Origin of the sequence: Ralstonia sp. UBA689 (genome assembly GCF_002298975.1) — a bacterium.
Taxonomy (GTDB): Bacteria; Pseudomonadota; Gammaproteobacteria; order Burkholderiales; family Burkholderiaceae; genus Ralstonia.
On the sequence record NZ_DBMV01000005.1, the window covers coordinates 50,975 to 76,012 of the forward strand.

The following is a 25,038-nucleotide window of genomic DNA, read 5'->3' on the forward strand; positions in this document are numbered from 1 at the left end:
GCTGGCCGCCGCGCCGTCCGCTCGTTATGGTGTGGCGGCTTTTTTGTAGGCATCGAAGGCGGCGACGATGCAATCCATGAGGGCGCGCACGCGAGCGGTCTTGTGCAGATCGGCGTGCGTGACCAGCCAGACGTCCTGAAACCGGCGGCGGCTGGGCATGACGCGTACCAGTTGAGGATGCGGATCAGCTCGGCAGCAGACCAGCTCGGTCATGCCGATGCCCGCAGCCACCGCTTCGAAGATCGCCATGGCGGAGCCGGTCTGCAGTACCACGCGCCCGCGTGAGATCGGTTCGCCGCACAGCTCTTCCCAGAACCAGGGCGTTTCGTTGCGCGGATATAGCACAAGGTCGTGCCCCGCAAACGCGCTGCCTTCTTCCGGCATGCCGCGCGCCGCCACGTAAGCGCGGCTGGCGTAGATGCCGGTTTCCAATTGTGCGATGCGCCGCGCGATCAGGTCCGGCGCGTCCGGCCGTAGCGTGCGCACCGCGACGTCCGCTTCGCGCTTGGTGAGATTGGCGATGCTCTTGGACACCAGGCAGACGATGTCGATGCCTGGGTGTTTCTGCCGCAGTTGCGCAATGGCCGGCAGCACGAACGCGGCGGCCAGCGTATCGGTGGTCGCCACGCGGATAGTGCCGGCGAGTTGCTCGTCCGTGCCCGCAATGCGGCGTTCGATCGTGTGTGCGGCCTGCTCCATGGCTTCGGCCGGGCCGAGCAGCGCTTCACCGGCGGTTGTGAGCACCAGCGCCGTCGAAGTCCTCAGGAACAGCTTGGCTGAAAGTTCCGCCTCCAGCGCGGCGATGCGGCGGCCGACGGTGGCCTGGTCCACGCCCAGCCGCTGTGCCGCGCCGCGCAGCGTGCCTGTGCGCGCCACGGCCAGAAAGATGCGCGCGTTGTCCCAGTTCACGTTTGGCTCCGTTGCTGTGTTGTTTGGTGATGCATAAATGCATTGCTCTGCCGCATAAACGCTGCTTTTTTGCATGCTTTGCCAAGCCTACACTTGGCCACATGAAATTGCCAAACGATTCCGCCGGGGGTTCCGCCATGCCATCCTGCACCGCCATTCCTGTCGCGCCGCCTGCTGCCGATCTGAGCCGCTGGCGCCGCAATGCCACGCTGGCCATCCTCACCTCGGGGGTCTTCATGGCAGTGCTCGACACGACGGTCGTCAACGTGGCACTCATCGCCATGCGTGACAGCCTGCATAGCAGCATTGCCGAACTCGCGTGGATCGTCGATGCCTACACGCTCGCCTTTGCCGCCTTCATCCTCACGGGCGGCCTGTTGAGTGACCGCATCGGCGCGCGCACGGTGTTTCTGGCCGGCATGGCCGTGTTCATTGCTGCTTCCGCCGCGTGTGGGCTGGCGCCGTCGGTGGCTGCGCTGATTGCAGCGCGCGTTCTGCAAGGCGTGGGCGCGGCGATGTTCCTGCCGAGTTCACTGTCGCTCGTGCGCGCGACGTTTGAAGATCCGCGCGAGCGCGCATGGGCCATCGGCCTGTGGGGCGGCATTGTGGCGACTGCGGCGGCGGTGGGCCCGGCGCTGGGCGGTGTGCTGGTCGACGCATACGGGTGGCGCAGCGCGTTTCTCATCAACGTGCCGCTGGGCGTGGCCGGCATGCTGGGCACGTGGGTGATCGTGCGCCATGTGCAGCTTTCGCGCGCACGCCCGTTCGATTGGGCGGGGCAGGTGACCAGCACGGCAATGCTCGCGGCGTTGTGTTTTGCGGCCATCGAGTGGCCGGTGCGCGGTGTGCAGTCGCCGTGGGTGTGGGGCGCCGCACTGCTGACCGTGGCCGCCGGCATGCTGTTCGTGTGGGCCGAACGTCGGGTGCGCGCGCCGCTGGTGCCCCTGGCGTGGTTCGCGCATCGGACGCTGGGCGCGGTCAACGGCGTGGGTTTCCTGTTGAATTTCGGCTACTACGGCGCGCTGTTCGTGCTGAGTCTGCACTTGCAGAACGTCGAGCACTTCAGCGCACGCCAGACCGGCCTCACGCTGCTGCCGATGGCGTTCAGCCTGTCGGCGGGCAACATCTTCGCGGGCAAGCTGATGGCGCGCTTTTCGATGCCCAGCATGATGCTGAGCGGCCTCGTGATCGGCGGAATGGGTTTGCTGGCAACGTCGGCCGCGCTCACCGCGCATGCGCCGCTGTGGTTGGTCTGCGCGGCGACGGTGGCGTACGGTGGCGGTACCGCGCTGGCGATCGCGCCCATGACGTCCACCATCCTCGCTGCGGCGCCGGGCGAACTGGCGGGCACGGCGTCTGGGCTGCTCAATGCCGCACGTCAGACCGGCAGTCTGCTGGGCGTGGCGGCGGCAGGCGCGGTCGTCACCGTGGTGCCCGACGTGGTACGCGCGCTACCGACGGTGTTCGGCCTGATGGCGGTGTCCTACACCGGCGCGGTGGCGATGGCGTGGATCAGCCGTCGCCCCGCCGCCGCATTGGCGTGATCAGCCGCTTGCCTTAGCCGCTATTGCGCAGGCCCGCCGCAATCCCGTTGATCGACAGGTGGATGCCGCGCCGCACGCGTGCATCGTCGCTGCCGGTCTTGCCCGAACGGAAGCGCTTGAGCAGCTCCACCTGCAAGTGGTTGAGCGGGTCGAGGTATGGGAAGCGGTTCTTGATCGAACGCGCCAGCAGCGGGTTGTCGGACAGTCGCTCCGATTGCCCGGTGATGGCCGCGAGCATCTGCTCGGTGAGCGTGAACTCGGCCGAGATGCGCGAGAACACCGCGTTACGCAGCTTGCGGTCGTCGCAGAGCTGCGCGTAGCGCGAGGCCACGTTCAGATCGGCCTTGGACAGCACCATGTCCATGTTCGACAGCAGGTTGGCGAAGAACGGCCACTGCTTGTGCATGCGCTTGAGTGTGGCCAGGCGTGCGGCGCGGGCCTTGGCGTTGCCAGCCTCGTCCAGCCAGCGCTGCACCGCGCTGCCAAAGCCGAACCAGCCCGGCAGCAGCAGGCGGCACTGGCCCCACGAAAAGCCCCACGGAATCGCGCGCAGGTCTTCGATGCGGCGGTGCTTCTTGTCCATCAGTTTGCGAGAGGCTGGGCGCGAACCGAGGTTCAGGTCGGCAATTTCGGTGATGGGCGTGGTGGCGAAGAAGTAATCCTTGAAGCCCGGGGTTTCGTAGACGAGATTGCGGTAGGCGCTAAAGGCGTGGTCCGACAGCGCCTGCATGGCGGCTTCGAATTCCTCCAGGCCCTTCGGGCGGTTGCGTGTCGGCAGCAGCGTGGCTTCCAGCGTGGCCGCGACGATGGTCTCCAGGTTGCGCCGGCCGATCTCAGGGTTGGCGAACTTGCTGGAGATGATTTCGCCCTGTTCGGTCAGGCGGATCTGCCCATTCACCGTGCCAGGCGGCTGCGACAGGATGGCCTGGTAGGTCGGGCCGCCGCCTCGGCCTACCGTGCCGCCGCGGCCGTGGAACAGGCGCAGGCGCACGCCCTTGCGCTCGAATAGCTCCACCAGCGCCAGCTCGGCCTTGTACAGCTCCCAGTTGGAGGTGAGGAAGCCGCCGTCCTTGTTGGAATCCGAATAGCCGAGCATGACTTCCTGCTCGTTGCCCTGCGCGGCCAGCACGGCATCGAAGCCGGGCAGGGCCAGCAAATCACCCATGATCTGTGGGGCGTTGCGCAAGTCTTCGATGGTTTCGAACAGCGGGATCACCATCACGTCCAGCCCGGCGCCGCCGTTGCCGTTCGTGCCGGCGCGGAACATGCCGGCTTCCTTCTGCAGCAACATCACTTCCAGCAGGTCGGACAGCGTCTCGGTGTGCGAGATGATGTAGTTGCGCACGATGCGGTTGCCGTAGCGGGCGCGTACCTCGCGTGCGGCACGGAAGATGTCGATCTCCGACGTCGTCTGTTCGCTGTACGCATGGAACGGCAGCGTCAGCACGCGGGGCTGTTGCAGCTCGCGCAGCAGCAGCGTGCGCTTGTCGGCCTCGGACAGCGCCGCGTAGGCACCTTCCACACCCGCCACCTTGAGCAGTTCTGCGACGGTCGCTTCGTGCACGTCCGACACCTGACGCAGGTCGATCGACGACAGGTGGAAGCCGAACACATCAATCGCGCGCGCCAGCGATGCCAGCCGCGCATCGGCCAGCACCTCGCCGTGGTGCGCCGCCAGCGAATCGATCACGATCTGGATGTCGGCGCGCAGTTCTTCTGCGCTCGCATAGGCGGGGGCCGGGCCCACAGCGTGGCGGCCAGCATCCTCACCCGTCAGTTCGCGGCAGGTGGCCGCCAAGCGCGCATACACACCAATCAGTGCACGGCGGTATGGCTCGTCCACGCGGTGTTCGGAGTGATCGGGCGAGCGTTCGGCCAGCGCCTGCAGTTCGGCACTCACGTCCACCAGCGACGTGGACATCGACAGCTCGGTGCCCAGCGCATGGATCTCGTCCAGGTACCACGCGAGGATCACGCTGGCTTGCTTGCGCGCGGCATAGCGCAGTGTCTCGGCGGTAACGAAGGGGTTGCCGTCGCGGTCGCCGCCGATCCACGAGCCCATCTGGAAGAAAGCGGGCAGCGGAGCCGGCTCGCCGCGTGCACCGCGGCGCGGGAACACGGCGGCAACATCTTCTTCCAGCTCACGGTACAGCGCGGGAATCTCGCGCAGGAAGGTGGTCTGGTAGTACGACAGCGCGTTCTCGATCTCGTCGGCCACCATCAGGCGCGTGGTGCGCAACATGCGCGTCTGCCACAGTTTGGTGACGTGGGCGCGCAGGCTAGCGGTATTGCGTTCGCTCTCGCGCGCGGTGAGCGGCGCGTCGCGCTCGGCCAGCAGGCGGGCGATGTCGCGTTGCGCATCCAGGATGCTCTTGCGCTGCACCTCGGTCGGGTGCGCAGTCAGCACCGGCACGATCAGCGCAGACTCGAAGAAGCGGCGCAGTACGTCGCCCGACAGCCCTTCATCGGCCGCTGACAGCAGCGCACGCATCAGGCTGCCCGGCTGCGGCGGCGAGCCGGCCAGCGCGTGCACGCGGCGGCGGCGGTTGTGATGCTGGTCTTCGGCGATGTTGGCCAGGTGCGAGAAATAGCTGAACGCGCGCACGACCGAGGTGGTCTGGTCGCGCGAGAGGGTTTTCAGCAGCCGGTCGAGTTCCTGTTCGGCCTGGCGGTCGCCATCGCGGCGAAAGCGTACGGCGGTCTGGCGGATGGTTTCGACGGTTTCGAAGACGGTGCCGCCTTCCTGATCACGCAGCACGTCGCCCAGCAGGCGCCCGAGGAAGCGGATGTCCTCTTTCAGCGGCTGATCCTTGGCTGCGGCGCTGCCCGACGAGCGGCGCGAGGTTGGGCCAAGTGATCCACCGTTGGCTTCGTCCGCGCCATTGGCCTTGGGGGCGGGTTTGGCGGTGGGCTTGGCTGCCTTGATGGTCTTGGCGGGGGCGGCGGAAGCCTTGCGGGCGGTGGTCGCGCGCGAGGAAGCGCGGCGCGCGGCGGGCTGCGTCATGGTGTCTCCTAAGTTGGATGGTCAAGGTGCCTGAATGGCCCTCTTTTCTGCATCACTTCCACGTGATAGCCGGGCTGTGGTGAAAATGCTGCGTGCTACCATTGCCGCATGTCTTCTCATGCCCGCCCGACTTCCGTCGAATCCCAGCTTGTAACTGCTCCTGCAGCTCAGGCGCCGACCAAGCTGGTCATTGCCTCGCGCGAAAGCCGGCTTGCTCTCTGGCAGGCCGAGCACGTGCGTGCTGCATTGCAAAAATACTATCCCGCGTGCGACGTGTCCATCCTTGGCATGACTACGCGCGGCGACCAGATTCTCGATCGCTCCCTCGCCAAGGTGGGGGGCAAAGGTTTGTTCGTGAAGGAACTGGAAGTCGCGCTGGCCGAGGGGCGCGCCGATCTGGCCGTCCATTCGCTCAAAGATGTGCCGATGGAGCTGCCTGAAGGCTTCGCGCTGTCGGCCATCCTGGAGCGTGAAGACCCGCGCGACGCCTTCGTCTCCAACCACTACGCCGATCTGGCCTCGTTGCCGACCGGCGCCGTGGTGGGCACGTCCAGCCTGCGCCGCGAAGCTTCGCTGCGCGCGCGCTTTCCTCATCTGGTCATCCAGCCGCTGCGTGGCAATCTGGATACGCGCCTGTCCAAGCTGGATCGCGGCGACTACGCAGCCATCATCCTTGCCGCCGCCGGACTCAAGCGCTTGGGGCTGGCCGATCGCATCCGCTCAACCATTGCGCCGGAAGAATCACTGCCGGCCGCCGGGCAGGGGGCGCTGGGCATCGAGATCCGCGCGGATCGCGCCGACGTGCAGGCCTGGCTCGCGCCGCTGCATGACGCGCGCACCGCGCTGGCCGTGACTGCCGAGCGTGCAGTCTCACGTATCCTGGGCGGCTCGTGCCAAGTGCCGCTGGCGTCATTCGCGCAGTGGTCGGACGCCGGCACACTGCGACTGCGCGCCTTTGTTGCTTCGCAAGACGGCACTCGCAAGCTGGCTGCCGACGGTGAGACCAAGCCCGCCACGCTGGCCGAGGCCGATGCGCTTGGCGTGCAGGTCGCCCAGCAGATGCTGAACGGCGGCGCCCGCGACATTCTGGCCATGCTGGGCGCCGACGCCCCGCCCTCGACCTGACGCCTACGGCTCGCCATGGACGATCGTTCGCCACCCTCATCCAGCGCGCCATCTGCCGCACAGCCGCCAGTCGCCACGCCCGTGGTGGTGGTCACGCGTCCGCGCGCGCAGGCGCCCATGCTGGTGGCGGCGCTGGAGCGTCACGGGCTGCGCACGCACCAGTTCCCGCTGCTCGATATCGCGCCGACGCCGAACCTCGACGATCTGCGCGCCGCGCTGGCTGATCCGTCGCGCTTTGCGCTGGCAGTGTTTGTCAGCCCCAATGCCGTGCAACAGGCGTTTGCCGCCATGCCGGAGGGGTTCCTCTGGCCGCAAGACGTGCCCGTGGCCGTGGTCGGCCCCGCGAGCGCGCAGGCGCTGGCTGCGCACGGCGTCGCGCCACCTGCGTATCGCGTCATCAAGCCCGACACGCATGCGGACGATGCCCGCCAGGATTCCGAAGCGCTGTATGCGCGGCTGGATGTGGCATCGCTGCGCGGTCGCGAGGTGCTGATCGTGCGTGGCAATGGCGGCCGTGAATGGCTGGCCGACCAATTGCGCGAAGCTGGTGCGGCCGTGCGCACGGTCGAGGCCTACCGCCGTAGCGTGCCCGTGCCCGATGCCGCCGCCTGGATCGCGCTGCGGGCTGTGCTGGCCGGCCGTCATGCCTGGACGCTCACCAGTTCCGAAGCGGTGCGCAATCTCGACGACCTGGCCCGCGCCAACCTGACGCCCGCCGAGCTCGACTCGCTGCACGGCGCGCCGGGTTTTGCGCCGCATGCCCGCATCGTCGAGCAGGCCAAGGCGCTGGGTTTTCGCGATGTGACACTCACTGGCGCCGGCGACGACCGTCTGCTCGCCGGCGTGCTGGCATGGGCTGGGCCTGTGCATGCGTCCACGCCCGCACCTGTACCTGTATCCACTGAATCGAATTTGTCTTCTTCCATCGTGACGCAGACCCCTGTTTCCTCGTCCGCTCCCGCCTCGACGCCAGCGGCTGCCCAGCCGAGTCCGGCACCTGCCCCCGCGCCCGCCGCACAGGCGCCGGCCGCTTATGTCCCCACGCCAGCCGGCAACCATGTGCCGCGCCGCGGTAGCTGGGTGATCTGGGTGGTGCTGGCCGCCGTCGTGGCGGCGGTCGCGGTATTGCAGGTCCGCAATGAACGCTTGGCCCGAGATATCCGCCAGCGCGCGCAGCAGAACGAGGCGCTGGCGCAGGAGATGCGCGTGCGCTCACGCGCCGAGCAGGACGCCGTCTCCCAGTTGCAGCAGAAGTTCGGCGCCTTGGACGCCCGCACGACGGAGACGCGCGATCGTCAGGCTGCGCTGGAGCAAGCCAGCCAGGACCTTCTGCGCAACCGCGACGATTGGCAGCGTGCCGAGATTGAGCGCTCGCTGGAAGTGGCCGCCGAGCAACTGCAACTGACCGGTAACGTCGCCGCCGCGCTGGCTGCGCTGCAGACCATCGATGCACGCCTGGCCACGTTCGACAAGCCGCAGTTCAATGTCATGCGCCGTGCGGTTGCGCGTGATATCGCCAAGCTCAAGGCAATGCCCTCGATCGACCTGAGCGGCGCGGCGATCCGCCTGGATGAGGCGATCAACGCCATCGACGTGCTGCCGCTGGTGTCGTCGGCCCAGCCGCTGGATGCGGAACAGGCCGCGCCGGCGCCGCGTGTTCCGGCCTCGGCTCAATCGACCAAGGCGGCCAAGTTGGCCAAGTCGGCCAAGAACCACACTGCGGCATCGGCGCCGGCGGCTTCGGTGTCGTCGGCAGCCGCTGGCACGGGATGGTCGGCCGGCATGCGTGCATGGTGGGGCCGCCTGTGGGACGACGTGCATAGCGAACTGGGTCAGATCGTGCAGGTGCGCCGCGTGGATCAGACCGAGGCGCTGCTGCTGTCATCGGATCAGGCGTGGTTCCTGCGCGAGAACCTCAAGCTGCGCCTGATGAATGCGCGCCTGGCGCTGCTCTCGCGCAATGACGCCGTGTTCCGCGCCGACCTCGGCCGCGCCGACACGCTGCTCACGCGCTACTTCGACACGCAATCGCCGCGCGTGAGTGCCGTGCAGAACCTGCTGGCGCAGGTGCGCAGCTCGGTCGGCACGCTGGAGGTGCCGACGCTGGCCGACAGCCTTTCCGCCACGCGCGGCCAGAGCAAGGAGTGAGCATGCGCTGGGTATTCTGGGTCGCGCTGCTGTTTGCCGCCGCCGTTGGGCTGGCGCTGTTCACCGAGCTCAACCTGAGCAACGTCGTCCTGTTCTATCCGCCATACCGGGTGGAGATGTCGCTCAACTTCGTGTTGGCCGCGTTGCTGGTGACGTTTGTGGTGCTGCATTTGCTGATGCGGTTGTTCCACCACGTTGCGGGGATGCCGGCACGCGCAGCGGCGTATCGCGAGCGCACGCGTATCCTGCGTGCGTCTGCCGCGCTGCGCGAGGCGATGGAGAGCCTGTTTGCCGGCCGCTTCGGCCGTGCGGAACGCCTCGCGCGTGAGGCCCAAGCCTGGGATGCGCAGCGTGAGACCGCCGCGCTGATCGGTGCCCGAGCCGCGCACCGCATGCAGGAAACCGAACGCCGCGATGCGTGGATGGCCGAGGTGACCTCGCCTGATCGCGAGCAGGCCAAGCTTGTATCGATGGCCGAATTGCTGGTCGACGCACGCGATGCCGAAGGCGCGTTGGAGAAGATCGCGCAACTGCAGTCGCAGGGCGCGCGGCAGATTCAGGCGCAGCGGATTGCCCTGCGCGCGCATCAGCATCTGAAGAACTGGAGCGAGGTGCTGCGCCTGACGCGTGCGCTGGAAAAGCGCAACGCCATCCATACCGTGCTGGCCGCGCGCCTCAAGCAGATGGCCTGCGAGACGCTGCTGACCGAACGCCGCCACGACGCCGACGCACTCACCAGCTTCTGGCGTGAACTGACCACCGAGGAGCGCCGCTCGCCGCGTATTGCTTCGCAGGCCGCGCTGTACTTCGCTCAACTGGGGCGCACGGAAGATGCCAAGCGCATTGTTGAAGAGGGTCTGAAGGCGCATTGGGACGGCCGGCTCATCCGTCGCTATGCCGATTGCGCTGTGCCCGGCAAGGCGCTGCAGCTGATTCAGCAGGCCGAGAAATGGCTTGCCCAGCATCCGGTGGATGCTGACCTGTTCTACACGCTCGGCATGCTGTGCTTCAAGGAGCAGCTCTGGGGCAAGGCGCAATCGAGCCTGGAGTCGGCCCTGAAGTATGCGGATGCCGATCAACACGGCAGCTTGCGCGCCCACGCGCATCTGGCGCTCGCGCAACTGTACGAGCAGACCGAGCGGCTGGAAGAGTCCCAGCGTCACTACCGGCAGAGCGCGCTGCTTGCCGTGAAATGAAAAAAAGGCCGGGATGAACCCGGCCTTTTTCGTTGGGTGGGCGACGCTTACTTGTTCACCATCCGGGCTGGTACGGACAGCGTGAGGACTGCCCCCAGCACCATCGATGCGGCCAGCATGTACATGCCTGAGTCGGTGCTCTGGGTGGCATCCTTCAACCAGCCGACGGCATAGGGGCTCAGGAAGCCGGCCAGGTTGCCCAGCGAGTTGATGAGCGCGATGCCGGCCGCAGCGCCGGTGCCGGCCAGGAAGGCGGTCGGCAGGCTCCAGAACAGCGGCAGCGTAGTCAGGATGCCTACGGTGCCGAGCGTGAGCGCGGCCATCGCCAACGTCGTATTGGTGTGCCAGACGGCCGACAGAATCAGCCCGATGGCGCCCGCCACAGCCGGAATGGCGATGTGCCAGCGGCGCTCGCGTGTGCGGTCGGCGCTGCGTGCGACCAGGATCATGCCGATGACCGCCGCGCCGTACGGGATTGCCGTGAGCAGCCCCACCGAGAACGGATCGGCCACACCGGTCTGCTTGATCAGCGTCGGCAGCCAGAAGCTCACGCCGTACAGGCCCATCACGAACGTGAAGTAGATCAGGCTCATCAGCCACACGCGCGGGCTCGCCATGACGGTGCGGATGGGCGGGTCTTCCTTCTCGGCGTCTTCGGCTGCGACGTTGCGGGTGAGCAGGGCCTTCTCGTCCTCGGTCAACCACTTGGCGTGGCTGATGCGATCGTCCAAGTAGAGCAGCACGACGATGCCGACGATGACGGATGGAATGCCCTCGATCAGGAACATCCACTGCCAGCCGGCCAGTCCGCCGGCGCCCGAGAACGTCGTCATCGCCCAACCCGACAGCGGCCCGCCGATCACGCCCGACAGCGCCACCGCCGTCATGAAGAACGTGGTGGTGCGCCCGCGCCGCTGCGCCGGATACCAGTAGGTGAGATACAGGATGATGCCAGGGAAGAAGCCGGCTTCCGCCAACCCCAGCAGGAAGCGCATCACGTAGAACATGGCCGGCGTGGTCACGAACATCATGGCCGCCGAGATGAGACCCCACGAGATCATGATCCGCGCGATCCACATGCGCGCGCCCACCCGATGCAGGATCACGTTGCTCGGCACCTCGAAGAGGAAGTAGCCGATGAAGAAGATGCCCGCGCCAAGCCCGTAGATGGTCTCGCTGAACTTCAGGTCGTTGAGCATCTGCAGCTTGGCGAAGCCGACGTTGACGCGGTCCAGATACGCAACCACGTAACACAGCAGCAGGAACGGAATCAGGCGCCAGCTCACCTTGCGGTAAGTGGCTTCTTCGAAGTCGCTGGAGGTCTGGGGCGGCAGCGTGCCTGCGCCGCCCAGCGGCGGGGTGGTGGTGGCCATCGGGTCTCCTGTGTTGTTGTGAGTTCAGGCCGAGAGCACCTTGTCGACAACCTCGGCCCGACAAACCGCCACCGCATTCTGCGCTTGATCATTGCGTCTCGCCAAGCGCTCCCGAAACGGGGATCGTAGTGACGACTACACGCAGCGCCCGCCGTCCACCTCCAGGCATGTACCGGTGATGAACTCGGCTTCGTCAGAAGCCAGGTAAAGGCAGGCATTGGCCACATCTTGCGGCGTGGACAGCCGCCCCATCGGGATCGTCGCCAGGAACCGCGCGCGGTTCTCTGGCGTATCGGGCATGCCCATGAACTGCTCCAGCAGGCCCGTGGCGCCCATCACCGGGTTGACGCTGTTCACGCGGATCTTGTCCGGGCCGAGTTCTGCCGCCATGGCCTTGCTGGCCGTGATGACGGCGCCCTTGCTGGCGTTGTACCAGACCAGCCCCGGCCGCGGCCGGATGCCTGCCGTCGATGCCACGTTGACGAACACGCCACCGCCGCGCGCGCGGAAGTGCGGCACCATGTGGCGCGCCGTCCAGTAGATGGACTTCACGTTGACGGCCATCACGCGGTCGAACTCGTCTTCGGTGATCTGCAGGAGCGGCTTGTTCCGGTGCGTGGTGCCGGCGTTGTTGATGACGATGTGCAAGTCGCCGTAGCGCTCCAGCGTGGCGCCGAGCAGGCTGGCGACCGACGCGCCGTCCGACACGTCGGCCTGCACGAAATGCGCATCGCCGCCAGCCACGCGAATGGCGTTGGCCACGCGTTCGCCGGCTTCGGCGTTGAGGTCGTTGACGATGACGCGTGCACCCTCGCGCGCAAAGGTGTTGGCGATGCCTTCGCCGAACCCCGAACCCGCACCCGTAACGATGGCGATCTTGCCGGCAAGCCGCATGGCGTCTCCTTGTTGTGTTTGTGTTGCTTTAACCGTGGCGGATGGCGATGGTCTTGAGCGTTGTGAAGCCATACAGCGCCTCGAAGCCTTTCTCGCGCCCGTGGCCCGATTGGCCGGTGCCGCCAAAGGGCAGTTCCACGCCGCCGCCCGCGCCGTAGTTGTTGACGAAAACCTGGCCGGCCTTGAGCTTGCGCGCCAGACGCAACTGCCGGCCGCCGTCGCGTGTCCACACGCCGGCCACCAGGCCATAGGGCGTGCCGTTGGCCAGTGTCAGTGCTTCGGCCTCGGTATCGAAGGGCATGGCCGCCAGCAGCGGGCCGAACACCTCTTCCTGCGCCAGACGGTGTGTATGCGGCACGTCGCGCAGCAGCATCGGCGCCTGGTAGTAGCCGGTCTCTGGCGCCTCGGGCACCACCAGCCCCTGTGCCATCACCGGGATGTTGGCGTGCTGCGCGTCTGAGACGAAATCCCATACGCGCTGCTGCTGTTTGGGGTTGATGAGCGGGCCGCAGTCCAGGTCGAGCGTCGACGGCCCGACCTTGATCGATTCGAATACCGTGGCGAGGCGATCCAGCACCGTCTCGTACAGGCTGCGCTCGATCAGCACACGGCTGCCGGCCGAGCACGTCTGCCCGGCGTTCTGGATGATGCCGCCCACCACCGCCGGAATCGCGGCTTCCAGGTCGGCATCGGCAAACAGGATCTGCGGAGATTTGCCTCCCAGCTCCAGCGTGACCGGCACGTGGTGCTCGGCCGCCGCCCGCACGATAGTCTTGCCCGTTTCGGGCGAGCCCGTGAACGACACATGGTTGATGCCCGGATGCGCCGCCAGCGCTGCCCCGGCCTCATGCCCGTAGCCGGTGACGATGTTCAGCGCGCCGTCGGGCAGACCGGCCTCCGCAGCCAGTTCGGCCACGCGCAGGATCGACAGGCATGCGTCTTCCGCCGGCTTGACGACGCAGGCGTTGCCCGCTGCCAGCGCGGCACCCACGCTGCGCCCGAAGATCTGCATCGGGTAGTTCCACGGGATGATGTGCGCCGTCACGCCATGCGGCTCGCGGATGGTGAGCACGGTCGTATCCGCCGGATAGGGGATGGTCTGCCCGTGCAGCTTGTCGGCCGCGCCGGCGTAGAACTCGAAGTAGCGCGCGATGGCGCGGGCGTCGGCGCGGGCCTGGCGCATCGGCTTGCCGGTGTCGCGGGCCTCCAGGCGGGCGAGTTCTTCTTCGTGGTCGGCCAGTCGCAGGGCCACACGCATGAGCAGCCGGCCGCGCTCGGCCGGGGGCAGTTGGCCCCACACGCCGTCGAAGGCGCGCCGTGCAGCGTGCACGGCAACGTTGATGTCCGTGGCGTTGCCGCGTGCGATCTCGGCAAAAGGCTGGCCGTCGGAGGGGTCGAATACCTTGATGCGCATGCCCGAATCGGGCGACATCAGGCGGTTGGCGATGAAGTGCTGGGCATGCATGGAGGGTTCCTGCAAAGATCGGCAACGTGCGATTTTCGCACGGCGGCGCCAGGGGTGGCAGGCGTCAAGCGCTATAATGCCCGCCGACACTTTTTAGACCTTTTTTCCAACCATTTGCGTCGTTTTCGCGCATTCCGGAGCATTTCCATGAGCTTCAACAACGTCTCGCCGGGCAAGGACATTCCCAACGACTTCAACGTCATCATCGAGATCCCGGCGCAGAGCGACCCGGTCAAGTACGAAGCCGACAAGGAAACCGGTCTGCTGCACGTGGACCGCTTCGTCGGCACCGGCATGCGCTATCCGGCCAACTACGGCTTCATTCCGCAGACGCTGTCGGGCGACGGCGACCCGGTCGACGTGCTGGTTGTCACCCCGTTCCCGCTGATCCACGGCTGCGTGGTGCGCTGCCGCGCGCTGGGCATGCTTAAGATGACGGACGAATCCGGCGTGGACGCCAAGCTGGTTGCCGTGCCGGTCAACAAGCTGAGCCCGGCCACCGCCCACATGACCGATCTGTCGGACATCGGCCAGAACCTGCTCGACCAGATCAAGCACTTCTTCGAGCAGTACAAGGCGCTGGAAGCCGGCAAGTGGGTCAAGGTCGAAGGTTGGGGCGGCATCGAAGAAGCCCACAAGGAAATCGCCGACGGCGTAGCCAACTATAAGAAGTAAGCCGTTTGGGGAATTTGCTGTACGGCTTGTCTGACAAATCCCGGCATCCATCAGGATGGCCGGGATTTTTTATTGCCGCGGGGAGGGTGGCGATAACATTGCGCCACCCGCCAACCCGCATGGCGACGCCATTCGTGGTGAGCGCATGGCAAATCATGCCTTTCTCAGACGTTTTGATGGTGAATGCATGATCGGTTGAAGCATTCTCGCTGTACAGAGATTTAAGTAACGCTCATTTGCCCGCCGCAAACGACACCTCTAGACTCCCCGTCAAGTTTGACTCCAACCCTTGGTACTGCGATGTTGAACAAGACCGTGGTCGTTTCCGTGTTTTCCGCTGCCGCCATGACGGCCTTCACCGTGTGGGCATTGCTGGTCGGCCCGTCTGATGCCGCGCATGCAGGCGAACGTTCCGTTGCGTCGGCCGCTGCCGATACCAGCCCGACGTATTGCACCGTCGCTCAGCAGAAGCTGGTGTCGAAATAAGCTTCGCCTCTGCGTTCGCTGTTCGCGCGGACGCTGTCTTTCGTGCCGTCGGGGTTTTCCCGCCCCTTTGCTCTACGACTCCGGCCGCTGCCTGAACGGCGAGCGGTCGGTAAGTTCGTCCAGATACGCCTCCATGCCGGCTGTCTCGCGGTCCAGGAACCGGCCCACCGCGTCAGCAAAATCAGGATGTGCCAGCCAGTGCGCCGACAGCGTCGCCACCGGCTCGAAGCCGCGCGCCATCTTGTGCTCGCCCTGGGCGCCGCCCTCGAAGGTGCGGATGCCGTGCTTGATGCAGTACGCAAGCGGCTGGTAGTACGCCGTCTCGAAGTGTAAGCAGGGGTGGTGTTCGACAGCGCCCCAGTAGCGGCCGTACATGACGGACGCCTGGGGACGTGCGTCGACTACCAGCAGCGCGCTGGCGATGTCGTTGCCCTCGCGCGAGGCGATCACCAGCAGCAGGTTCTCCGGCATCATCTGGCCGATCTGGCGGAAGAACTCCAGGTTCAAGTAGGGCGAGGAGTGATGCTCGCGGTAGGTGGACCGGTAGCAGCGGTGGAAGAAGCGCCAATCGGCGTCGGTGGCGGCCGCGCCGGGTACATGGCGGAAGGTGATGCCCGCATCGTGCACGCGGCGGCGCTCGGCGCGGATGTTCTTGCGCTTCTTCTGCTCCAGTGCGCCGAGGAAGTCATCGAAGCTGGCAAAGCCCGCGTTGCACCAATGGAACTGCACCCCTTGCCGCAGCAACATGCCTGCGGCACGCATGAGCTGTGCCTCATCGGTGGTCGGGAAAAGCACGTGCAGCGACGACAGTCCGCTCTGCCGGGCAATCGCCAATAGCGTTTCGAGCAGCGCCGCCCGCGAGGCCGCATCGCGCGCCAGCAGCCGCGCACCCTGCACGGGCGTAAAGGGCACCGCCGACAGCCACTTCGGGTAATACTCCAGGCCGTGCTGCGCATAGGCATTGGCCCACGCCCAGTCGAACACGTATTCGCCATAGGAGTGGCCCTTCACATACAGCGGCGCGGCAGCGGCGAGCACTTCGCCATCGGGGCCGTCTTCCCACAGCGCCAGGTATTGCGGCGACCAGCCCGTGCCTGGCGATGCGCTGCCGCTCTCGTGCAGGGCGTGCAGGAAGTCGAAACGCAGGAACGGCGTTGCCTCGGGTTGCAGCGCAAGCAGCGCGTCCCATGTGTCGCGGCCGATATCGCGCAGATCGGTCACAAGTCGCGTGCGATAATGGCGCGATCCGGCGCGGGTTTCGGGCTCGGGAGCGAGGGGGCGGGAAGTCATGCCGCCGATTCTAATTCCAGCCTGGGGTGCCGCGCTTGCATCCCCTATTGCCCCCATGACTGTCTCTGTCGCTCTCGCCCAGATCAACTGCACCGTCGGCGATTTCGCTGCCAATGCCGCCCGCATCATCGCTGCCGCGCGCGAGGCGCACCAGGCTGGTGCGCGCATTCTCGTCACGCCGGAACTGTCCCTGACGGGCTATCCGCCTGAAGACCTGTTGCTGCGTCCGGCCTTTATCGACGCCAGCGCCCGTGCGCTTGACACCCTCATCGCTGAGCTGGCTGCGTTTAACGGCCTGCACGTGCTGATCGGGCACCCGCAGATCTCGCTCGAGGCGCCGGCGCCCGGCGTGCTGCCCAAGCCCACCAACAGCGTTACCGTGGCGGTGGATGGCCGCGTGGTTGGCCGGTATCACAAGCTCGACCTGCCCAACAACGAAGTCTTCGACGAGAAACGCTACTTCCAGCCCGGCACCGAGCCCTTTGTGTTCGAGGTGGATGGCACGCGCTTCGGCATCATCATTTGCGAAGACGCCTGGTATGCGCAAGCCACGGCCTATGCAAAGGCCGCTGGTGCGCAGGTGGTGCTGATCCCCAACGCTTCGCCGTATCACCTCGACAAGGGCGACCTGCGCGAGCAGATCATCGGCGCGCGGGTGAAGGAATCGGGCTTGCCGCATGTGTATCTGAACCTCGTCTGCGGGCAAGATGAGCTCGTGTTCGACGGCGGCTCCTTCGTACTGGATGCCCAGGGCAAGGTTGTTGTGCGGATGGGCCGATTTGTCGAGGGCATCGGCTACGCGCAGTTCGATGGCGGACGCGCGCTGCCCGGCACGATCGTGCCCGAGGCGCCGCTGGAGGCGCAGGTGTACGAGGCGCTCAAGCTCGGCGTGCGCGATTACCTTGGCAAGAATGGCTTTCCGGGCGCGATCATCGGCTTGTCGGGCGGCGTCGATTCGGCGCTGGTGCTGGCGATTGCCGTCGATGCGCTGGGCGCCGACCGCGTGCGTGCGGTGATGATGCCCTCGCGCTACACGGCTGACATCTCTTGGGTCGATGCACGCGACATGGCCGCCCGCCTGGGCGTGCAGTACGACGAAATCCCGATCACGCCGATGTTCGACGCGTTCAAGGGCGCGCTGGCGGAAGAGTTCCGTGGCCTGCCCGAAGATGCGACCGAAGAGAACATCCAGGCGCGCATTCGCGGCACGCTGCTGATGGCACTGTCCAACAAGTCCGGCCGCATTGTCCTGACCACCGGCAACAAGAGCGAGATGGCGGTTGGCTACTGCACGCTGTATGGGGACATGGCCGGCGGCTTTGCTGTCATCAAGGACATCTTCAAGACGCTGGTCTATCGGCTGTGCCGCTACCGCAATACGCTGTCGGACGTCATTCCGGAACGCATCCTGACGCGTGCGCCGTCGGCCGAACTGCGCGAGAACCAGCTCGACCAGGACAGCCTGCCCGAATATGACGCGCTCGACGCCATCGTGCAGCGCTACATGGAGCAGAATCAGCCGGTGGCCGACATCATCGCCGCCGGGTTTGCCGAGGCTGACGTGCAGAAGATCGTGCGGCTCATCAAGGTCAACGAGTACAAGCGCCGCCAGGCGCCGGTAGGCATCCGTGTGACGCAGCGGGCCTTCGGGCGGGACTGGCGGTATCCGATCACCTCCCGCTTCAAGGAATAGGCCGCGACCCTATGCTCGACTACTACGCCAAGCGCGCCCCCGAATACGAACGTATCTATACGAAGCCGGAGCGGCAGGGCGATTTGGCGTGGTTGAAGGCGCGCGTGCGTGACGCCACACGCGGCGCGCGGGTGCTGGACCTGGCCTGCGGCACTGGTTTCTGGACACAGGCAATGACCGATGCGCGCAGCATCGTCGGCGCGGATTACAACGACACGGTTCTGCGAATTGCACACGCCAAGAGCATCGCTGGCGCTTCGTTCGTACGCGCCGACAATGACACGCTGCCGTTCGCTCCGGACGCGTTCGACGTGATGACGGCGGGCTGCTGGTGGTCGCACGTGCCACTGCAGCACCTGCGCGCGCACGTGGAGCGCTTGCACGGGGTGCTGGGCCCCGGCGTGCGGGTGCTGTGGTTTGATAACCAGTATGTGTCCGGCTCAAGCACGCCGGTTGCCTACAACGACGAACATGGCAACACGTGGCAGCGCCGCCCCCTTGAGGACGGCAGTGAGCACGACGTGCTGAAGAATTTTCCCGACGACCGGACCCTGCAGGAGACAGTGGCCGGCATCGCCCGCGATGTGCGCATTAACCGCCTCCAGTATTATTGGACGCTTGAATACCTCACCAACTAAGTCAGCGAGACACCCATGAAACAGATCACCGCCATCATCAAGCCGTTCAAACTGGACGAAGTGCGCGAGTCGCTCGCCGACGTGGGGGTGACTGGCCTGACCGTCACCGAGGTCAAGGGCTTTGGCCGCCAGAAGGGCCATACCGAGCTGTATCGTGGCGCCGAATACGTGGTCGATTTCCTGCCCAAGATCAAGATCGAGGTGGTGGTGGCTGAGAGCCAGGTCGAGAACGTGATCGACACCATCGTCAAGGCTGCCAAGACCGGCAAGATCGGCGACGGCAAGATTTTCGTGATGCCGGTGGAGCAGGTGATCCGCATCCGCACCGGCGAGAAGGACGAAGCGGCGGTTTAAGCTGTCGTCACACAAGGCCGGCGCGCTCGCGCCGGTCAGCGCCGATCAGCGCGGGAGCGTGATGTTCCAGTGCAGCGTCAGCAGCCGCCCCACCACGATCGCCAGCGTGGCGATCACCACGGACACGCTCGGCAGCAGGTCCGTGAATGTCAGCCCGACGTAGAAAAAGCACCCGAGGAAAGCGCAGGTCGCATACGGGTGGTTGTCCCGCAGCAGCATGGGCACCTCATTGCAGACCACGTCGCGCAGCAGACCGCCAAAGGCCGCCGTGATGACGCCCATCATCACCGATACGAAGACCGGCATGCCGGCATCGAGCGCCAGTTGCGTGCCCAGCACGCCGAAGAGGCCCATGCCGATGGCGTCTGCCACGATCAGCACGCGGTCGGATACAAGCTGGCTCACCAGCCGGATCACCCAGTTGGCGAACAGGCTCATGACAAACAGCGCAAGCAGATAGTGCTCGTGCTCGACCCAGTAGAAGGGGCGGCGATCAAGCAGCAAGTCCCGCAGCGTGCCGCCGCCGAAGGCCGTCAGAAAGGCAACGATGAAGGCGCCGACGGCATCGAGCCGGCGTCGCCGCGCCTCGGCCAAGCCGGAGAGGGCAAACGAGAAGACCGCGAGGATCTCCATCCAGTGCATGACCAATTGCAGGCGGCCGATGTGCATGGGCGCTTTCGTGTTATTGGCGGTTGGGGGCAGGGCCGAGCGTCAGGCGCCGTGCGGCTGACGCAGCAGCACCAGCACCGCGCCAGCGCCGCCGGCTGTGTTGCGCGGCTCGACAAAGGCGATCACTTCTTCCTTCTGCACCAGCCACGAGCGCACCTTGCCCTTGAGCACCGGCGTTTTGTCGGGCGAGCCGAGGCCCTTGCCGTGAATCACGCGCACGCAGCGGATTCCACGCTGTACGGCACGGCGCAGGAAGGCGGCCAGTGCCTCCCGGGCTTCTTCGCGGCGCATGCCGTGCAGGTCGATCTGGTCTTGCGTGGCCCACTCGCCGCGCCGCAGCTTCTTGAGCACGTCGTCGCCGATGCCGGGGCGACGGTAGGACAGCGTGTCGTCGGTTTCGAGCAGGTTGTCCACGTCGAATTCATCCGACAAGGAATCGCGCAGCACGGTTTGCTCTTCGGCGCGCGAATGCACGGGGTCGGGCGCGGGCGGGTTGCGCGGATGTTCGACGCGCTTGTTCTGGCGCAGTGCGCTCACCTCGCCGATGCTGGCACGAAACACGTTGGCTTCTTCGGCGGCCTTACGCGCAGCGGCTTCGGCGCGCTGGCGTTCGGCTTCGCGTGCCTCCGTCTCGTGCTTGAGCTGGTCACGCAGGCCGGCCAGGTCGGTCAGGCTGAGCTTGTTGGCGGGGGAAGAGGCGCGTTTCATGGTGAAGGGCAGGCGAGCACATCGGGGTGGAGCATCTGTCGATTATACGAAGGTGCCGCACATGGCAAAACGGCCGATGGTCACCCATCGGCCGCGTTGTTTGCGCCCGGGAAACCCGGGACGGTGAAGCTTATTCCAGGCTTTCCAGGTAGCGCTGGGCGTCCAGTGCGGCCATGCAGCCCGTGCCGGCGCTGGTGATCGCCTGGCGGTACACGTGGTCCTGCACGTCGCCGGCGGCGAACACGCCCGGGATGTTGGTGGCCGTGGCGTTGCCGGCCAGGCCACTTTGCGTGCGGATGTAGCCGGTTTCGTTCATTTCGAGCTGACCCTTGAACAGGTCGGTGTTCGGCTTGTGGCCGATGGCGATGAATACGCCCGCGACCTTGACCTCTTCCGTCTTGCCCTCGTTGTCGTGCACGCCTTTCAGGCGGGCGCCCGTCACGCCGGAGTCGTCACCCAGGATCTCGTCGAGCACCATGTTGGTCTTGATCTCGATCTTGCCCTTCTTCTCCTGCTCATGCAGACGGTCGATCAGGATCGGCTCGGCGCGGAACTTGTCGCGGCGGTGGACGAGCGTGACCTTGCTGGCGATGTTGGCCAGGTACAGCGCTTCTTCCACGGCGGTGTTGCCGCCGCCCACCACGGCGACTTCCTGGCCCTTGTAGAAGAAGCCGTCGCAGGTGGCGCAGGCCGATACGCCGCGGCCGGCAAACGTCTCTTCCGACGGCAGGCCCAGGTATTGGGCCGAGGCGCCGGTGGAGATGATCAGTGCGTCGGCGGTGTACTCGCCCGAATCGCCGATCAGGCGGATCGGCTTTTCATTCAGGTGGGCGGTGTGGATGTGGTCGAACACGATCTCGGTCTTGAAGCGCTCGGCGTGCTCCAGGAAGCGCTGCATCAGCTCGGGGCCTTGCAGGTGCTCCTTGTCGGCGGGCCAGTTTTCCACGTCGGTGGTGGTCATGAGCTGGCCACCCTGGGCCAGGCCGGTGACCAGCACCGGGTTCAGGTTGGCCCGGGCGGCGTAGATGGCGGCCGTGTAGCCGGCGGGGCCGGAGCCGAGGATCAGCACTTTTGCGTGTTTTGCCATGATGCGTTCGGTATGTGCGCGGCACGAGGGGTGGAACTGCCGCCGTGCAGGCTAGGTGAGGGTGACGGGCGACATTATAAAGTGGCACCCCCTCGTCCGCCCGGTTGTAAATTCCAATGGCGGTGATAGGGCCGCGTTACAATCCTCGGCATCGTATTTGTGCTGTCCCAAGCCGCGTGGCCTTGTCCAAGCGGCGCACCCGTCTCCCGCATGGCTCGAGCTTCCACCACTCCGACAACCCGCACCGATCCCTCCGCACTGCCGTCCCGCATTGGGCGGCTGCTGGGGGAGGTCCGCTGGTTCCTGTTGCTGGCGGTGACCATCGCCTTCCTGATCATCCTTCTGTCATACAACCGGGCCGACCCCGGTTTCACCCATGCCAGCCAGGTCGACGAGATCCGTAACCTGGGCGGCCGCGTGGGCGCGTGGCTGGCCGACCTGCTGCTGTTTGTCTTTGGCGCGTCTGCCTACTGGTGGGCGGTGCTGCTGGTGCGCAAGGTCTGGCGCGGCTGGCGCGAGCTGATGTCGGACGAGCGCTTGCCACGCACGGCCATGCCGCGTGTTGACGCTAGTGTCACGTGGATCGGCTTTGCGCTCATCCTGGCCTCCAGCATGGGTCTGGAAGCCATCCGCATGTACTCGCTGCACATGAAGCTGCCGCGTGCGCCTGGCGGCGTGCTGGGCGATGTGATCGGCGGGGCGATGCAGCATTCGCTGGGCTTTACTGGCGGCACGCTGGCGCTGCTCTTCACGTTTCTGGTCGGACTGTCGCTGTTCTTCCATTTTTCGTGGCTGAATCTGGCCGAGCAGATCGGCGCGGGCGTCGAGATGCTGTTCGTGGGCTTCAAGACGCGCCGCGAGAGCAAGCAGGATCGCGCCATCGGCGAGGCCGCCAAGGTCGAGCGCGAGGAAGTGGTCGAAACCCGCCGCGTGCGCATTGAAGAATCGCCGCCGGTTCAGATCGTGCGCCCGACCGCCGTGGTCAAGAGCGAGCGCGTGGAGCGCGAGAAGCAGCAGCCGCTGTTTGTCGACATTCACGATTCGGACCTGCCACCGCTGGCGCTGCTCGATCCGATCCCGCCGGTGGTGGAAACCGTGAGCGCCGAGACGCTGGAATTCACCTCGCGCCTGATCGAGAAGAAGCTCAAGGATTTCGGCGTGGAAGTGCAGGTGGTGGCGGCCTATCCGGGGCCGGTCATCACACGCTACGAAATCGAGCCGGCAACGGGCGTAAAGGGCAGCCAGATCGTCAACCTGGCGAAGGACCTGGCGCGCTCACTGTCGCTGGTATCGATCCGCGTGGTGGAGACGATCCCGGGCAAGAACTGCATGGGTCTGGAGCTGCCGAATCCGAAGCGGCAGGCGGTGCGCCTGTCGGAGATTCTCGGCTCGCAGGTCTACAACGAAAGCGCATCGCAGCTCACGCTGGCGCTGGGCAAGGACATCGCCGGCAAGCCGGTGGTGGCGGACCTGGCCAAGATGCCGCACTGCATGGTGGCCGGTACCACGGGCTCCGGTAAGTCGGTCGGGATCAACGCGATGATCCTGTCGCTGCTGTACAAGGCCAAGGCCGATGCGGTGCGCCTGATCCTGATCGACCCGAAGATGCTGGAACTGAGCATCTACGAAGGCATTCCGCACCTGCTGTGCCCGGTGGTGACCGACATGCGCCAGGCCGGCCACGCCCTGAACTGGGCCGTGGGCGAAATGGAGCGCCGCTACAAGCTCATGAGCAAGATGGGCGTGCGCAACCTGGCCGGCTTCAACAAGAAGATCGAAGAAGCCGCCGCGCGCGAAGAGAAGATTCCCAACCCATTCAGCCTGACGCCCGATGCGCCGGAGCCGCTCGACAAGCTGCCGATGATCGTCATCGTCATCGACGAGCTTGCCGACCTGATGATGGTGGTCGGCAAGAAGGTTGAAGAGCTGATCGCACGGATTGCACAGAAGGCGCGTGCGGCCGGCATCCACCTGGTGCTGGCGACGCAGCGGCCTTCCGTGGACGTGATCACCGGCCTCATCAAGGCCAACGTGCCGACGCGGATTGCCTTCCAGGTCAGCAGCAAGATCGACTCGCGCACGATTCTCGATCAGCAAGGTGCCGAAGCACTGCTTGGGATGGGCGACATGCTCTATCTGGCGCCCGGCACCGGCCTGCCGGTGCGCGTGCACGGTGCCTTCGTGTCGGATGATGAAGTGCACCGCGTGGTAGACAACCTCAAATCGCAGGGCGAGCCGAACTACATCGAGGGCATCCTCGAGGGCGGTGTGGTTGACGGAGAGGGCGGCGGCGATGGTTTTGGCGGCGGTGCAGGCATTGCCGGCGGTGCCGGTGGCGAGGCCGATCCGCTGTACGACCAGGCCGTCGACGTGGTGCTCAAGAACCGCCGTGCGTCGATCTCGCTGGTGCAGCGTCACCTGCGCATCGGCTACAACCGCGCCGCGCGCCTGCTCGAAGACATGGAAAAGGCCGGGCTGGTCTCGGCGATGTCCGGCAACGGTAACCGCGAAATCCTGGCGCCCAATCGCAACGGCAACGTCGTCGAAGAGGAATGACGCTGCGGTTACATCGCGTTACCTTGCGTTGACCTGACTGGCGGAATGTTCTGGCGCGGCCGCCCACTAACAACAAGATCAACTGAAACCGGAATTCCTATGTTCGTGTTGAAAGCACGTCACCTGATGGCCGCCGGGCTGGTGTCGCTGGCGGCGTGGTCTGCCGGTGCCTATGCGGGTGCGGTCGAGCAGCTCAACGCCTTTGTGAGCAACGTCACCACCGCGCGTGGCGAATTCGTGCAGCGGCAGGTGAAGGGCGGCACCAACGGCAATCCACTGCGCGTGGCCGGCACCTCCAGCGGTGATTTCGTCTTCTCGCGCCCCGGCCGCTTCGTCTGGCGCTATATGAAGCCGTATGAGCAGCAACTGTCGGCAGACGGCCAGATGCTGTACATCTACGACAAGGATCTGAACCAGGTCACGGAGCGCAAACTGGACGCCTCGCTCGGCTCCAGCCCGGCCGCCATCCTGTTCGGCAGCAATGACCTCGCCAAGAACTTCGCGCTCAAGGAAGGCGGCACCAAAGACGGCATCGACTGGGTGGAACTCACGCCCAAGGCCCGCGACACCCAGTTCGAGCGCATTGCCATTGGTTTCCGCAGCGGCGAGCTGCAGGGGATGGAGCTGCGCGATGCCTTCGGGAACACCACGCTGCTGACGTTCTCGAACATTCAGAAGAATCCACAACTGCCGGCCAACGCGTTCCGCTTCGTGCCGCCCAAGGGGGCCGACGTTATCAAGCAGTAACGTGTGCGGGCCGGTTTTCGACAAGGAGACCGACCATGCGTTTACCGTTCACCACTTCGCTGCAACGCGCAGCCGTCGTTGCCACAACGGCGGTGGTATTGGCGGGATGCGCCTCCACGAGCGTGTCCCGCTTTGACGTCGATTCCTTCCTCGCCGCGCCGGACACGGTGCTGGCAGAAGCGTTGGTCAACAAGGATTTCCTGCGCGCAACGCAGTTGCCGAGCGCCGAATGCAACGCCCTGGTGACGGGTCATGCCGCCCAGGTCGTGCCGATCCAGGCGCCGGCCGATCCGCGCCTGCCCGAGGCATCCACCCGCCAGCCATTTGTGATCCAGCCGCCAGCCAGCGAGAGCGTCTGGCTGCTGCTACGTTCGCCCAACGGCACGCAGTCGTGTCACGGGCCGTTGTCGGCCAAGGAGTTCATGGGGCTGGTGCAGCGCGCGTCGAATTGAGCGAGGAGCGGGGGCGGCCCCAGTT

The 25,038-nt window shown here is 65.8% G+C and carries 21 protein-coding genes; 12 read left to right on the top strand and 9 right to left on the bottom strand.

Features of this window, described 5'->3' with window-relative positions:
• Window positions 1-24: 24 nt before the first annotated feature.
• A complete protein-coding gene (locus B4F51_RS03065; protein ID WP_296223618.1) occupies window positions 25-909 on the bottom strand; it encodes a LysR family transcriptional regulator in 885 nt (294 codons plus the stop codon).
• A 137-nt stretch (window positions 910-1,046) separates the two neighbouring features.
• Here B4F51_RS03065 and B4F51_RS03070 point away from each other — a divergent pair, with 137 nt between their 5' ends.
• Window positions 1,047-2,453, top strand: a complete 1,407-nt coding sequence (locus B4F51_RS03070) for an MFS transporter (protein ID WP_296223619.1) — start codon at window positions 1,047-1,049, stop codon at window positions 2,451-2,453.
• A 13-nt stretch (window positions 2,454-2,466) separates the two neighbouring features.
• Here B4F51_RS03070 and ppc read toward each other — a convergent pair whose 3' ends face one another.
• Window positions 2,467-5,457 carry a phosphoenolpyruvate carboxylase gene (ppc, locus tag B4F51_RS03075; RefSeq protein ID WP_296223620.1) on the bottom strand — a complete coding sequence of 997 codons (2,991 nt, stop codon included), beginning with the start codon at window positions 5,455-5,457 and terminating at the stop codon, window positions 2,467-2,469.
• Between the two features lie 108 nt (window positions 5,458-5,565).
• Between ppc and hemC the strand changes: the two genes are divergently transcribed.
• The 3 genes from hemC to B4F51_RS03090 are packed head-to-tail and all read left to right on the top strand — an operon-like array spanning window position 5,566 to window position 9,926.
• Window positions 5,566-6,582, top strand: a complete 1,017-nt coding sequence (gene hemC, locus B4F51_RS03080) for a hydroxymethylbilane synthase (RefSeq protein WP_296223621.1) — start codon at window positions 5,566-5,568, stop codon at window positions 6,580-6,582.
• A 15-nt stretch (window positions 6,583-6,597) separates the two neighbouring features.
• Window positions 6,598-8,730 carry a fused uroporphyrinogen-III synthase HemD/membrane protein HemX gene (gene hemDX, locus B4F51_RS03085; protein WP_296223622.1) on the top strand — a complete coding sequence of 711 codons (2,133 nt, stop codon included), beginning with the start codon at window positions 6,598-6,600 and terminating at the stop codon, window positions 8,728-8,730.
• Window positions 8,731-8,732: 2 nt separating this feature from the next.
• Complete coding sequence (locus tag B4F51_RS03090) at window positions 8,733-9,926, top strand: heme biosynthesis protein HemY (protein ID WP_296223623.1); 1,194 nt, start codon at window positions 8,733-8,735, stop codon at window positions 9,924-9,926.
• Between the two features lie 47 nt (window positions 9,927-9,973).
• Here the strand turns inward: B4F51_RS03090 and B4F51_RS03095 are convergent, their stop codons facing one another.
• The 3 genes from B4F51_RS03095 to B4F51_RS03105 form a co-directional block, all read right to left on the bottom strand.
• Entirely contained in the window at window positions 9,974-11,299 is a 1,326-nt protein-coding gene (locus B4F51_RS03095; protein WP_296223624.1) for an MFS transporter, read from the bottom strand.
• A 135-nt stretch (window positions 11,300-11,434) separates the two neighbouring features.
• Window positions 11,435-12,193: an SDR family oxidoreductase gene (locus B4F51_RS03100; RefSeq protein WP_296223625.1), complete on the bottom strand. Its 759-nt coding sequence runs from the start codon at window positions 12,191-12,193 to the stop codon at window positions 11,435-11,437.
• A gap of 28 nt (window positions 12,194-12,221) precedes the next feature.
• A complete protein-coding gene (locus B4F51_RS03105; RefSeq protein WP_296223626.1) occupies window positions 12,222-13,658 on the bottom strand; it encodes an aldehyde dehydrogenase family protein in 1,437 nt (478 codons plus the stop codon).
• Between the two features lie 147 nt (window positions 13,659-13,805).
• Here B4F51_RS03105 and ppa point away from each other — a divergent pair, with 147 nt between their 5' ends.
• Together ppa and B4F51_RS03115 are read left to right on the top strand one after the other, a co-directional pair.
• Window positions 13,806-14,333, top strand: coding sequence for an inorganic diphosphatase (gene ppa, locus B4F51_RS03110; protein ID WP_296223627.1), 528 nt, complete (start codon window positions 13,806-13,808; stop codon window positions 14,331-14,333).
• Window positions 14,334-14,633: 300 nt separating this feature from the next.
• Window positions 14,634-14,819 (top strand): hypothetical protein, encoded by a 186-nt coding sequence (locus B4F51_RS03115; RefSeq protein ID WP_296223628.1) that lies wholly within the window; start codon window positions 14,634-14,636, stop codon window positions 14,817-14,819.
• Window positions 14,820-14,891: 72 nt separating this feature from the next.
• On the opposite strand, the gene B4F51_RS03120 is transcribed toward B4F51_RS03115, so the two are convergent.
• Window positions 14,892-16,109 (bottom strand): GNAT family N-acetyltransferase, encoded by a 1,218-nt coding sequence (locus B4F51_RS03120; RefSeq protein ID WP_296223629.1) that lies wholly within the window; start codon window positions 16,107-16,109, stop codon window positions 14,892-14,894.
• A 55-nt stretch (window positions 16,110-16,164) separates the two neighbouring features.
• Here B4F51_RS03120 and B4F51_RS03125 point away from each other — a divergent pair, with 55 nt between their 5' ends.
• From B4F51_RS03125 to B4F51_RS03135, 3 genes are read left to right on the top strand one after another with little or no spacing between them, the layout of a single operon-like run.
• Window positions 16,165-17,802 (top strand): NAD+ synthase, encoded by a 1,638-nt coding sequence (locus B4F51_RS03125; RefSeq protein WP_296223630.1) that lies wholly within the window; start codon window positions 16,165-16,167, stop codon window positions 17,800-17,802.
• Window positions 17,803-17,813: 11 nt separating this feature from the next.
• Window positions 17,814-18,440, top strand: coding sequence for a class I SAM-dependent methyltransferase (locus B4F51_RS03130; protein ID WP_296223631.1), 627 nt, complete (start codon window positions 17,814-17,816; stop codon window positions 18,438-18,440).
• 15 nt (window positions 18,441-18,455) lie between these two features.
• Window positions 18,456-18,794 carry a P-II family nitrogen regulator gene (locus B4F51_RS03135; RefSeq protein WP_004631293.1) on the top strand — a complete coding sequence of 113 codons (339 nt, stop codon included), beginning with the start codon at window positions 18,456-18,458 and terminating at the stop codon, window positions 18,792-18,794.
• Window positions 18,795-18,839: 45 nt separating this feature from the next.
• Here B4F51_RS03135 and B4F51_RS03140 read toward each other — a convergent pair whose 3' ends face one another.
• The 3 genes from B4F51_RS03140 to trxB all read right to left on the bottom strand — a co-directional run bounded on the left by B4F51_RS03140 (window position 18,840) and on the right by trxB (window position 21,258).
• Window positions 18,840-19,463, bottom strand: coding sequence for a trimeric intracellular cation channel family protein (locus tag B4F51_RS03140; protein ID WP_296223632.1), 624 nt, complete (start codon window positions 19,461-19,463; stop codon window positions 18,840-18,842).
• Between the two features lie 42 nt (window positions 19,464-19,505).
• Window positions 19,506-20,171 (bottom strand): Smr/MutS family protein, encoded by a 666-nt coding sequence (locus tag B4F51_RS03145; RefSeq protein ID WP_296223633.1) that lies wholly within the window; start codon window positions 20,169-20,171, stop codon window positions 19,506-19,508.
• Window positions 20,172-20,301: 130 nt separating this feature from the next.
• A complete protein-coding gene (gene trxB / locus B4F51_RS03150; RefSeq protein ID WP_296223634.1) occupies window positions 20,302-21,258 on the bottom strand; it encodes a thioredoxin-disulfide reductase in 957 nt (318 codons plus the stop codon).
• 210 nt (window positions 21,259-21,468) lie between these two features.
• Here trxB and B4F51_RS03155 point away from each other — a divergent pair, with 210 nt between their 5' ends.
• From B4F51_RS03155 to B4F51_RS03165, 3 genes are all read left to right on the top strand, one after another.
• Window positions 21,469-23,814, top strand: coding sequence for a DNA translocase FtsK (locus B4F51_RS03155; protein ID WP_296223635.1), 2,346 nt, complete (start codon window positions 21,469-21,471; stop codon window positions 23,812-23,814).
• Window positions 23,815-23,913: 99 nt separating this feature from the next.
• A complete protein-coding gene (gene lolA, locus B4F51_RS03160; RefSeq protein ID WP_296223636.1) occupies window positions 23,914-24,561 on the top strand; it encodes an outer membrane lipoprotein chaperone LolA in 648 nt (215 codons plus the stop codon).
• A gap of 35 nt (window positions 24,562-24,596) precedes the next feature.
• Window positions 24,597-25,013, top strand: a complete 417-nt coding sequence (locus tag B4F51_RS03165; RefSeq protein WP_296223637.1) for a hypothetical protein — start codon at window positions 24,597-24,599, stop codon at window positions 25,011-25,013.
• Window positions 25,014-25,038: the final 25 nt, after the last annotated feature.

What these genes read in the sequence shown, in the direction of transcription:
- B4F51_RS03070 (WP_296223619.1), top strand. Translation starts at nt 1,047, where the DNA reads ATGCCATCCTGCACCGCCATTCCTGTCGCGCCGCCTGCTGCCGATCTG.
- ppc (WP_296223620.1), bottom strand. Translation starts at nt 5,457, where the DNA reads ATGACGCAGCCCGCCGCGCGCCGCGCTTCCTCGCGCGCGACCACCGCC.
- hemC (WP_296223621.1), top strand. Translation starts at nt 5,566, where the DNA reads ATGTCTTCTCATGCCCGCCCGACTTCCGTCGAATCCCAGCTTGTAACT.
- hemDX (WP_296223622.1), top strand. Translation starts at nt 6,598, where the DNA reads ATGGACGATCGTTCGCCACCCTCATCCAGCGCGCCATCTGCCGCACAG.
- B4F51_RS03090 (WP_296223623.1), top strand. Translation starts at nt 8,733, where the DNA reads ATGCGCTGGGTATTCTGGGTCGCGCTGCTGTTTGCCGCCGCCGTTGGG.
- B4F51_RS03095 (WP_296223624.1), bottom strand. Translation starts at nt 11,299, where the DNA reads ATGGCCACCACCACCCCGCCGCTGGGCGGCGCAGGCACGCTGCCGCCC.
- B4F51_RS03100 (WP_296223625.1), bottom strand. Translation starts at nt 12,193, where the DNA reads ATGCGGCTTGCCGGCAAGATCGCCATCGTTACGGGTGCGGGTTCGGGG.
- B4F51_RS03105 (WP_296223626.1), bottom strand. Translation starts at nt 13,658, where the DNA reads ATGCATGCCCAGCACTTCATCGCCAACCGCCTGATGTCGCCCGATTCG.
- ppa (WP_296223627.1), top strand. Translation starts at nt 13,806, where the DNA reads ATGAGCTTCAACAACGTCTCGCCGGGCAAGGACATTCCCAACGACTTC.
- B4F51_RS03115 (WP_296223628.1), top strand. Translation starts at nt 14,634, where the DNA reads ATGTTGAACAAGACCGTGGTCGTTTCCGTGTTTTCCGCTGCCGCCATG.
- B4F51_RS03120 (WP_296223629.1), bottom strand. Translation starts at nt 16,109, where the DNA reads ATGACTTCCCGCCCCCTCGCTCCCGAGCCCGAAACCCGCGCCGGATCG.
- B4F51_RS03125 (WP_296223630.1), top strand. Translation starts at nt 16,165, where the DNA reads ATGACTGTCTCTGTCGCTCTCGCCCAGATCAACTGCACCGTCGGCGAT.
- B4F51_RS03130 (WP_296223631.1), top strand. Translation starts at nt 17,814, where the DNA reads ATGCTCGACTACTACGCCAAGCGCGCCCCCGAATACGAACGTATCTAT.
- B4F51_RS03135 (WP_004631293.1), top strand. Translation starts at nt 18,456, where the DNA reads ATGAAACAGATCACCGCCATCATCAAGCCGTTCAAACTGGACGAAGTG.
- B4F51_RS03140 (WP_296223632.1), bottom strand. Translation starts at nt 19,463, where the DNA reads ATGCACATCGGCCGCCTGCAATTGGTCATGCACTGGATGGAGATCCTC.
- B4F51_RS03145 (WP_296223633.1), bottom strand. Translation starts at nt 20,171, where the DNA reads ATGAAACGCGCCTCTTCCCCCGCCAACAAGCTCAGCCTGACCGACCTG.
- trxB (WP_296223634.1), bottom strand. Translation starts at nt 21,258, where the DNA reads ATGGCAAAACACGCAAAAGTGCTGATCCTCGGCTCCGGCCCCGCCGGC.
- B4F51_RS03155 (WP_296223635.1), top strand. Translation starts at nt 21,469, where the DNA reads ATGGCTCGAGCTTCCACCACTCCGACAACCCGCACCGATCCCTCCGCA.
- lolA (WP_296223636.1), top strand. Translation starts at nt 23,914, where the DNA reads ATGTTCGTGTTGAAAGCACGTCACCTGATGGCCGCCGGGCTGGTGTCG.
- B4F51_RS03165 (WP_296223637.1), top strand. Translation starts at nt 24,597, where the DNA reads ATGCGTTTACCGTTCACCACTTCGCTGCAACGCGCAGCCGTCGTTGCC.